The following is an 8471-nucleotide window of genomic DNA, read 5'->3' as shown; positions in this document are numbered from 1 at the left end:
GCTGCCAGCTCTTTATTGATTATATTTTTAGTCATGCCATAACCAGAGATGAAATATAAAAACACAAGCAGAAATAAAAGCCAAGCCGAATAAGCATTAATTTTTCTAAGAAGGATATTTTTGCTCATGAAGTTTTAAAACATTTTAAATATAAATAATCCCCGGTAAAAGTAAAAAAATTCATAAAAGAGATAAATAATACCAATGACTAAAGCCGCGAACCGCGCCGCCTTTCTTACATAGTTAATATAGCCCAAAGGAGCAATAAATAAAAGAGGAATTAAATATATTGCAGTACCCAGAAAGAAAAAAGCAAAAAAGACAACACCGGCTAAGGTATTATGAAGGGTAAAAACTAAATTAAGCGCCAAGATAAACGGTGGGCAAAAGTTAATACCAGTGAGTAGCCCAAGCAAGAAAGGAACTTTTTTAACAGGGAAGCGGATGGCGCATAATTTTTGTTTCTTCCAGCGGATCACATTCAATGCATATAAAATCATTACAGCCGACATTAACAGAAGCGAAAGATTTGCCAAGATATTTACATACAAAGTATTAAATTGAAAACCCAGATAGCCAATTATTGCGCCAAAGACCAGGTAACCTAAAAGCCGGCCACCTATAAACTGACCAAGAATAACGATGCTTTTTTTCCACGGTCGTTTCTCTGACACCAAGTATGGCGCTACAAATGGGACGCAGTAAGATAGACAAAATAGACCCGAAGAGAGTCCGAGGAGGAAGGGTTGAGAGATTATACTTAGTATATTCATAATTTAATTCTATGCTAAAAAAGAGAATCGGACAAATCATTGCCATAATATTTTTTGTTGGGCTTTTGAGTTTGGCGTTTTTGTTGATTAGGCAAAAAGAAGAATCATTACCACCTATTGGAAGGCGAGACTTGCAAATCTCGCCTTCCTTGGAGGCGGGACAATCAACATTCAAAGAAGCCTTATTTTACGAACAATTATCCAGCGGATTTGTAGAGTGCAATCTTTGCCCAAATAATTGTATTTTAGCCAATAAGCAAATTGGCGCCTGTCGGGCCAGACAGAATCAAGAGGGTAAATTGGTTTCTTTAGTTTACGGCGAGGTAGCGGCTAAGCATGTTGACCCAATTGAAAAAAAACCTTTGTATCATTTTTTTCCGGGGGCTCGGGCTTATTCTATTGCCACGGCTGGCTGTAATCTTTCTTGCAAAAATTGCCAAAACTGGGACCTTTCTCAAAAATTTCCTTGGGAAGTCAAATCAACCAAGATGACGCCAGAACAGGTTGTTCAAGGAGCGATTGATTCGGGCGCGCCAATCATTGCTTATACTTATTCCGAACCCACGATTTTTTATGAGTTCATGTTAGATGCCGCAAAGCTTGCCCGAGAAAAAGGCATCAAAAATATTATGCACTCGGCTGGTTATATTAACCAAGAACCCTTGATGCAGTTAATACCATATTTGGACGCAGCCAATATCGACCTTAAAGGCTTTAGAGGTGAGTTTTATAAAAAATTAACCAATGGAGATGTTGGACCAGTGCTTGAGACCCTGAAGACCTTGCATCAAGAAGCCGTTTGGTTAGAAATCACCTATCTTATCATTCCCACCTATAATGACAGTGAGCAAGAAATTAAAGAAATGGTCATCTGGGTTAAAGAAAATTTAGATGAAAACGTGCCCATTCATTTTTCTCGTTTTTTCCCATATTACAAATTAAGCAACATGGCTGCCACACCAATAGAAACTATCCAGCGCGCTCGCGGGATTGCCCTGGAGCAAGGGTTAAAATATGTCTACACTGGCAATGTCAACTGGGTAGAAGGCAACACTACTTATTGCGATGATGGCTCAATTGCCATTGAGCGCAAGGGATATTTTGTTAGTCAGAATAATTTGGACGATGGCAAGTGTGGTGATGGGAAAGAGGTGGCCGGGGTCTGGGAGTAAATTGACAAAGGAGGCCAAAAGTGAGAGAATAAAGTAAGAGAAATTATTTAACGAATCCCATGCCTAATCAAAAAGACGAAATTAAAAAAATAAAGCCTTATTATAAAGACAATAGCGCCGCTTTATATCTTGGCGATTGCATTGAAGTTCTGAAGAAATTTCCAGAAAATTATTTTGATATGATTTTTGCTGACCCACCATATCGACTTTCCAATGGTGGGATAACTTGTCGAAATGGCAAAATGGTAAGTGTCAATAAGGGTAAATGGGATGTGAGCGAGGGAGTGAAAAAAGATTTAGAATTTCATATAAGTTGGATCAAGGCCTGCAGGCGCGTATTAAAACCCGAAGGCACAATCTGGGTAAGCGGCACTTATCACTCGATCTATCAAACCGGCTTAGCCTTGCAAGGAACAGGCTTTCATATTTTGAATGACATCGCTTGGTTTAAACCAAATGCTTCCCCAAACTTGAGCTGTCGCTATTTTACTGCCAGCCATGAAACTCTCGTTTGGGCCCGAAAAGAAAAAAAATTCAAGCATAAATTCAACTATAAACTAATGAAAGACGGAGACTGGTCAGAAGATTTTCTCAAGAAGCCAAGTCTGCAAATGCGTTCTGTCTGGGCAATATCCCCGCCAAAAAAAGAGGAAAAAAAATTTGGCAAACATCCAACACAAAAGCCAGAGGAGCTTTTAAGAAGAATTGTTTTAGCGAGCACTAATAAAAATGATTTAATTCTCGATCCTTTTACCGGAAGTTCAACAACGGGATTAGCTGCATGTTTATACGGTCGCAAATTTGTTGGAATTGATAATGAGAAACAATATTTAGATTTATCTATTAAAAGATTTGAAGAGTTAGATAAAAATTTAAAGAAGAAATGCGCTAAAAATTAGTTTTATGAAAATAATTACACGAGCGATAGCAATAAATAATCTCAAAAAATATATAGGAAAAGATTTAATGAGGATTGCCCCAAGGTTTGGTATTACCACCTATAAAAACGGCAAACAAAACAAAGGATGGAAAGGTTTGGTTTTGGAGAGGGTCGCTGGACTAGAGAGTAACATATCAAAAGCCCCCAACGGATTAACTTTTGAATTGAAATCTGTAAGTTTCTATTATGTAAATGGAGAACTTGTTCCAAAAGAGACAATGGCGATTACTATGATAAATCCAGAAGAATTAAAGAATAACGAATTTTTTTATAGTCATTGCTGGGATAAATTAAAGTCAATGATTTTCTGTGCTGTCATGTGGTACGGCAAGCATGCAAAGAAAGCGGAACTTTTGAAAGTGGCAAGTCTGGATTTTTCTAAGACAGATGAACTAATACAGGAAATAAAGATGGATTATGATCTTATAAGGAATAAGTTGATTACCCGGGGGTTTGAAGGTTTAACAGGGAAAGACGGTAAATGGATACAGGCAAGAACTAAGGGTTCGGGGCACGGCTCCATCAGTAGAGCTTTTTATGCTCGAAAGGAATTAGTTAAAAAAATATTTGAAATAGCGAGTTGATTTAAAATGGTGAAAATATGGTTACAAAATCATTGTCCTTCAGTATTACTCTGTCGCCACTACCAACAAATTCAACCCCACTAAAAACACCAAACTCACTCCAAATCCGAACATCGGGAGCAAAAATAAATTAAACATCAAAATCAAAACACCACTGCCGACGAGCTCAACTCCATAAATCTTTCCTGTCTCTGTAGCAGGATTTTTTGTTTTTTCTAGGTAGAGTTTATTAGTTAAAGGGAAGATAGCGCCATTGATAAAGCCAAAGGCAAAAGCATAGAGGCCTAAAATTATTTGATTAAATAAGTCTGGCCAGAAGGTGAGGGCGAGAAAGGAAGCAATCAGGATAATAAAGATTTTCTGTAATTTTTTAAGCAAACTAGGGGCATGCCACTTTTTCTTGACGATTACATAATTCCCAAAAGTAACCCCCGCCATAATGATTGTCAAAATTAAAGCTATTTGACTATATATGTAACCGAATAACACCTGCCACAATAAAATTATTGTTATTTCTAAAACCATCAAGGTGGCTGAAGCAAAAATAATTGAAAAAAATAAATAAGAATTCTTGCGATTTTTTTTAGAAGAGAGAATCAAGAGCAAAATAATTGCCAAACTTAATATACTGATAATGATTATTCTATTGTTAAACAGCAAATCAATTGCCCGGGCGATTTTTGAGCTATAAATTTGGGACCAAAATTTTGTATAAGCCAAAAAGGCAAAAGGTTGTAGATCCTTATTTAAAAAAGTATCACTTTTGGTTAAAACCTTATTAATTGTTTGGGTTCTTTCATCTTCAAAAAGATATTTAATATAAGGAATCGTGACAAAACTAGTATTAAGATTAAGTTTATTGAATTCCGCAACCAGTTCGACGGTTTTTATTTTTTGGTCACTCGCCAAAAAAAGCATCTTATCAGCAGGCAAGACCTTAACAAAATCAAATTCCTTATTTAATGTTTTGTGAACTGAGCCTAAAAACTGTTGTTCGTGAGGATTGCTCATATTTTCTGCCAAGCCCGGCAAGCCAAAGGCAAACACGCCAGTCGGTTTCAAGTCGTCTTTAATTAAAGTAAAAAAATTCTGAGTGTAAAACCGGTTAAATAAAAAGTTCATTGGCGGCGGTTGGGACAGGATAATTACGTCATACTTTGCATCATTGGCCTTAAGAAAAGTAATGACATCTTGAGTAACAAGATTGACTTTTGGATTATCTAAAATTGACTGGATTTCTGGAAGATAATTTTTTAGATTCTCAACCAAAACTTTATCTATTTCTAAATAAGTAATATTTTCCACCTTATCAATCTTTAAAATTTCTTGAATCAGCCCATTCCACCCCTCGCCAATAATCAGAATGTTACTCGATTTTTTTTGAGACAACAACGGAATGATTGTAATCTCTTCGGTCTCTTTAATATTTTCTGTAGGTCCTAAAAAATAACCGTCAATATAAAAATTATATTGTTCATCCATTTTAGTAATAACAATATTCCCATAACGAGAATTGACTGATTTAACAATTTCCTGATTTTTATACTGCCACTTTAGTGTTTGACGATTTAATTTATTAAATGAAGTTTTTGGAATAATAACGATTGTTGCAGCAAGCATCAAAAGTGATGCCATGAGAATTTTTTTGAAATTGATATTCCTAAACAGAACAAAATACAAAGTTAGGCTCAATAAAGCCAAACAAGCCAAGATAAGACCAATAAACTGGGTGTTTAAAAAGTGAACCAAGAAAAAACTAAAAGCCAATCCGCCAACAACAAACCCAGCACTTTCAAACAGATGAGCTTTATTAGTAGTCGCGCCACTTGCTTTTGATCCAAATTTTAAAGAAAAAAGTTGACTGCCGAGCCGAAACTCTAACCCAAGTAAAAAGCAAATCGGGAAGAGTATAATTGGCAAAGAAAGCATGGCCCAAGAAAGAGGGATCAACTCACCAGCAAAATGTAAACGAGAAGGGATAAATTTAATAAGAAAAAAATCAACCAACAAAAAACATCCCAAAATAAAATAGGATGTAATAATAAAAAAGAGTAGTTTATTTATTTGTTGGGTTTTGAATTTAACAAGACTTCCAATACCAGCAAACAAAAACCACCAAAAAATGATAATCCCGATAATAATTTCGTTACCGCCGGTAAGCGTTAAAAGCTCGCGCATGAAAAAGATTTGCAGGACGATGGAGAGGAAGCCGAGAAAGAGAAAAAAGAGGACAAATGAATTTTTTATTCTTGAGTCAGTCATAGATTTTCATGAGCTAAAATTCATCAATAATGTCTTTTACAATCTTGCGGTCATCCCAATCAATATATTTGCCATTAGCTAAAGCCATTTTTTGCTCACAACCCTTGCCTAACACTAGTATTATATCACCTGCTTGGGCTAAGTCAATGGCTTTTTTGATGGCTTGTTTCCTATCGACGATTTTATATAATTTATTATTTATTGATTTATTATTTATTATTCCCTTTTCTATTTCTTGAATTATCTGAGCTGGATCATCTTGATATGGGTCATCAGTTGTGAGGATTATTATATCGCAATATTTGGCGGCCAACTCGCCCATTTTGGGGCGGCGCCATTTGTCGCGGCCGCCGCCGGTTCCGCCAAAAACAGCGATGATTTTATTGTGTGGCCAGGAAGCAACTTCTTTATAAACATTTTCCATTGAGTGGGGCTCATGGGCATAATCAACAATGACTTTGAAGTTTTTATTATAGACAACTTCCATTCTGCCCGGGACAGTAGTGATTTTTTCTAAGGCCTGTTTTATTTTTTCGAGTCCAATATTTTGGCTCAAACCGACGTTGATAGCGGCGAGGGAGTTCATTATGTTGAATTGACCAAGGATGCTTGAGTTGAACTGCGTATTATTTATTTTAAAACTGATTCCTTGACTATCCGCGTTTAAACTACTAACTTGAAAGATTGATGCTTGATGCTTGACGCTTGATGCTTGAAATGTGAATTTCTCATCGACATTGAAATTTAGAAAATCTTTGGCATACTCACTCTCGCCATTAGCAATAATGACCCTTTTAACAATATTTGAGATGCTCGAGCAATTATTTGAGGAATTTGAGGAATCATTGTTTTTAAATTTGACTATCTTCTTACCACGACTTTCCAAATCTTTGAAAATACTTAATTTAATTCCCTTATAATTCTCAAAACTACCATGTGCTTCAATATGCTCTGGCGCGAGCCCGGTAAAAACCAAGACATCATAATCAATGCCCAGATGCCGATACTGGGCAATGCCCTCGGATGAAGTTTCAACTACTGCGTATTGACAGCCAGCCTTAGTCATCTGACTCAACAATCTTTGCAAAGCAAACCGGCCGATCATGGTCATTTTTTTGTCGTTGAGCCATTCGCGCTTTCCGACCTTGAACATGATGGTTGAGGAAAGCCCGACTTTAAAACCAGCGCCCTCCAGTATTTTGGCGGCGAGATAACTTGTTGTTGATTTGCCCTTTGTGCCAGTGACTCCAATAACTATCATTTTGCGGGAAGGATGATGATAATAAAAAACCGCCAGTTGAGCCAAAATATAGTGATATGACTGGATAATGGGTTTGGGGATGAGTTTTTTTAGGAGTGATTTCATACTTTTAGATTACTCTAAAACAGTATCTTATGCAACAAAAAACAGAAATTCTAAAATTCCTGCTATTTTTTTGTGGCGCATTTATTTGACCAAATTCGAACCTATTTTGAACGAAACTGATTGCTTGCCTTGCTTGCCGCACTTCGCGCTACAGAACCGAAACTGAACGCTCGGGCGGGCAAAAAGGAAGGATTAAAAACAATTGATTGTTTTTAATGGGCGTTTTAGGCGAAGCTCTGCGAAGCCGTTAAAAAATGCCCCGGGCTTTTACGAAGTAAAAGTTGGGGGAAGCCTGCCTGCCGGCAGGCAGGGCGGCAGGCAGGGAATTTTTGCCCGGCGCTCGCTTTCCGCCGCCGCCAAATTTCGTGTCCCGCAAAGCGGGACGCGCCGCATTTATTACTTCAATTTTAACACCAAAAAACATAAAAGCCAATTTAACGATTGGCTTTTATGCAACGCGATGACTGGCGCGTTATTTTTGAAAATTAATAAAATCCGTCGGCTGTTCAAGATTTTCTGTCCAGAAATTCATCATTTCTTCAATGCTCTTTGGCTGTGGCGCATTCGGATCAATCTTGCCGTATTGAATGCCTTGTCCCGACGGCAAGGGTTGGTCGTTCTTAATTTTTCCTTGTTCGAGTATAATCCCGCCACCATTGCCGTCATCAACGATTTTTACAACCGGCAGATTATTTTCATCAATCCCAAGAATAACAGTGTGTCCTTCTTTGGTAAAATGAAGCATCTTTACTTTCTTGCCGTCAGGCAAAACTTTATCACCAATGTAGGCAAGGTCCTTAGCCTGATGAGCTTCTTCCAGCAATAAGGCGAAATCTTTAGTAATTGTTTCGCTGACAGCGGGCACTTCGCGCGACAAAGGCACTAATTCGCCCTCAGGCGTTGTAGTGAAGATAATGTTGCCCTTTTCATCTCTAATATTTCCGTCGGCATCAGACGTTTTCCATTCAATAAAACCTGTTGATGGGTTTGGGAAGGCTGCCATTGCTTTCATGTCCGTTAATTGCTTTTGAGATTCGGTGACTAACTCTTTGGCATAAGCCGCAGGTGTCAATGAAAGATTACTGACTGAGGAAGGATTTTTGAAGTAATTAACCCCAACGACAACCAAAAGAGCGATAACAGCAACTGCTCCAACGGGCGCAAACTTTTTAAGTAGAGACATAGTAGTTTTCTCATTAAAATATCCAAAATTAAGTAAAGCCAATCTAAGCCGTCGGCGATGACTTTGAAGTTCGATCTCTGGGAGATCTATACTTTCCAATTTTTTGATTAAATCATCTTTGTTCATAATTCTGGATATTTTTTAGTAATTATTGTTTTCGACCTTTCACTATCTACAATGCGCGACTTAGC

8 protein-coding genes are annotated in these 8471 nt (G+C 37.5%); 3 read left to right on the top strand and 5 right to left on the bottom strand.

Translation table 11 applies throughout. The annotated features are described in order from the left end of the window. Positions 1-134 precede the first annotated feature (134 nt). Positions 135-773, bottom strand: a complete 639-nt coding sequence (locus KKD20_05785) for a sulfite exporter TauE/SafE family protein (protein MBU4332595.1) — start codon at positions 771-773, stop codon at positions 135-137. Positions 774-784: 11 nt separating this feature from the next. Here KKD20_05785 and amrS point away from each other — a divergent pair, with 11 nt between their 5' ends. From amrS to KKD20_05770, 3 genes are read left to right on the top strand one after another with little or no spacing between them, the layout of a single operon-like run. After that, positions 785-1945 carry an AmmeMemoRadiSam system radical SAM enzyme gene (gene amrS, locus KKD20_05780; GenBank protein ID MBU4332594.1) on the top strand — a complete coding sequence of 387 codons (1161 nt, stop codon included), beginning with the start codon at positions 785-787 and terminating at the stop codon, positions 1943-1945. A 59-nt stretch (positions 1946-2004) separates the two neighbouring features. Next, positions 2005-2844 carry a site-specific DNA-methyltransferase gene (locus KKD20_05775; GenBank protein MBU4332593.1) on the top strand — a complete coding sequence of 280 codons (840 nt, stop codon included), beginning with the start codon at positions 2005-2007 and terminating at the stop codon, positions 2842-2844. A 4-nt stretch (positions 2845-2848) separates the two neighbouring features. Next, the gene (locus KKD20_05770) at positions 2849-3469 is read left to right on the top strand and encodes a hypothetical protein (GenBank protein MBU4332592.1); all 621 of its coding nucleotides are present in this window, start codon (positions 2849-2851) and stop codon (positions 3467-3469) included. Between the two features lie 45 nt (positions 3470-3514). Here KKD20_05770 and KKD20_05765 read toward each other — a convergent pair whose 3' ends face one another. The 4 genes from KKD20_05765 to KKD20_05750 all read right to left on the bottom strand — a co-directional run bounded on the left by KKD20_05765 (position 3515) and on the right by KKD20_05750 (position 8406). After that, entirely contained in the window at positions 3515-5731 is a 2217-nt protein-coding gene (locus KKD20_05765; protein ID MBU4332591.1) for a hypothetical protein, read from the bottom strand. A gap of 13 nt (positions 5732-5744) precedes the next feature. Further along, positions 5745-7097, bottom strand: a complete 1353-nt coding sequence (locus KKD20_05760) for a UDP-N-acetylmuramoyl-L-alanyl-D-glutamate--2,6-diaminopimelate ligase (GenBank protein MBU4332590.1) — start codon at positions 7095-7097, stop codon at positions 5745-5747. A gap of 247 nt (positions 7098-7344) precedes the next feature. Then, a complete protein-coding gene (locus KKD20_05755) occupies positions 7345-7521 on the bottom strand; it encodes a hypothetical protein (protein MBU4332589.1) in 177 nt (58 codons plus the stop codon). Positions 7522-7569: 48 nt separating this feature from the next. Next, entirely contained in the window at positions 7570-8406 is an 837-nt protein-coding gene (locus tag KKD20_05750) for a hypothetical protein (GenBank protein ID MBU4332588.1), read from the bottom strand. Between the last annotated feature and the right edge of the window lie 65 nt (positions 8407-8471).

The organism is Patescibacteria group bacterium (genome assembly GCA_018896645.1).
Taxonomy (GTDB): Bacteria; Patescibacteriota; Patescibacteriia; order UBA2591; family JABMQE01; genus JAHIMF01.
The sequence above is the reverse complement of the archived record's forward strand: the minus strand, read 5'-3'. Positions and strand labels throughout refer to the sequence as shown.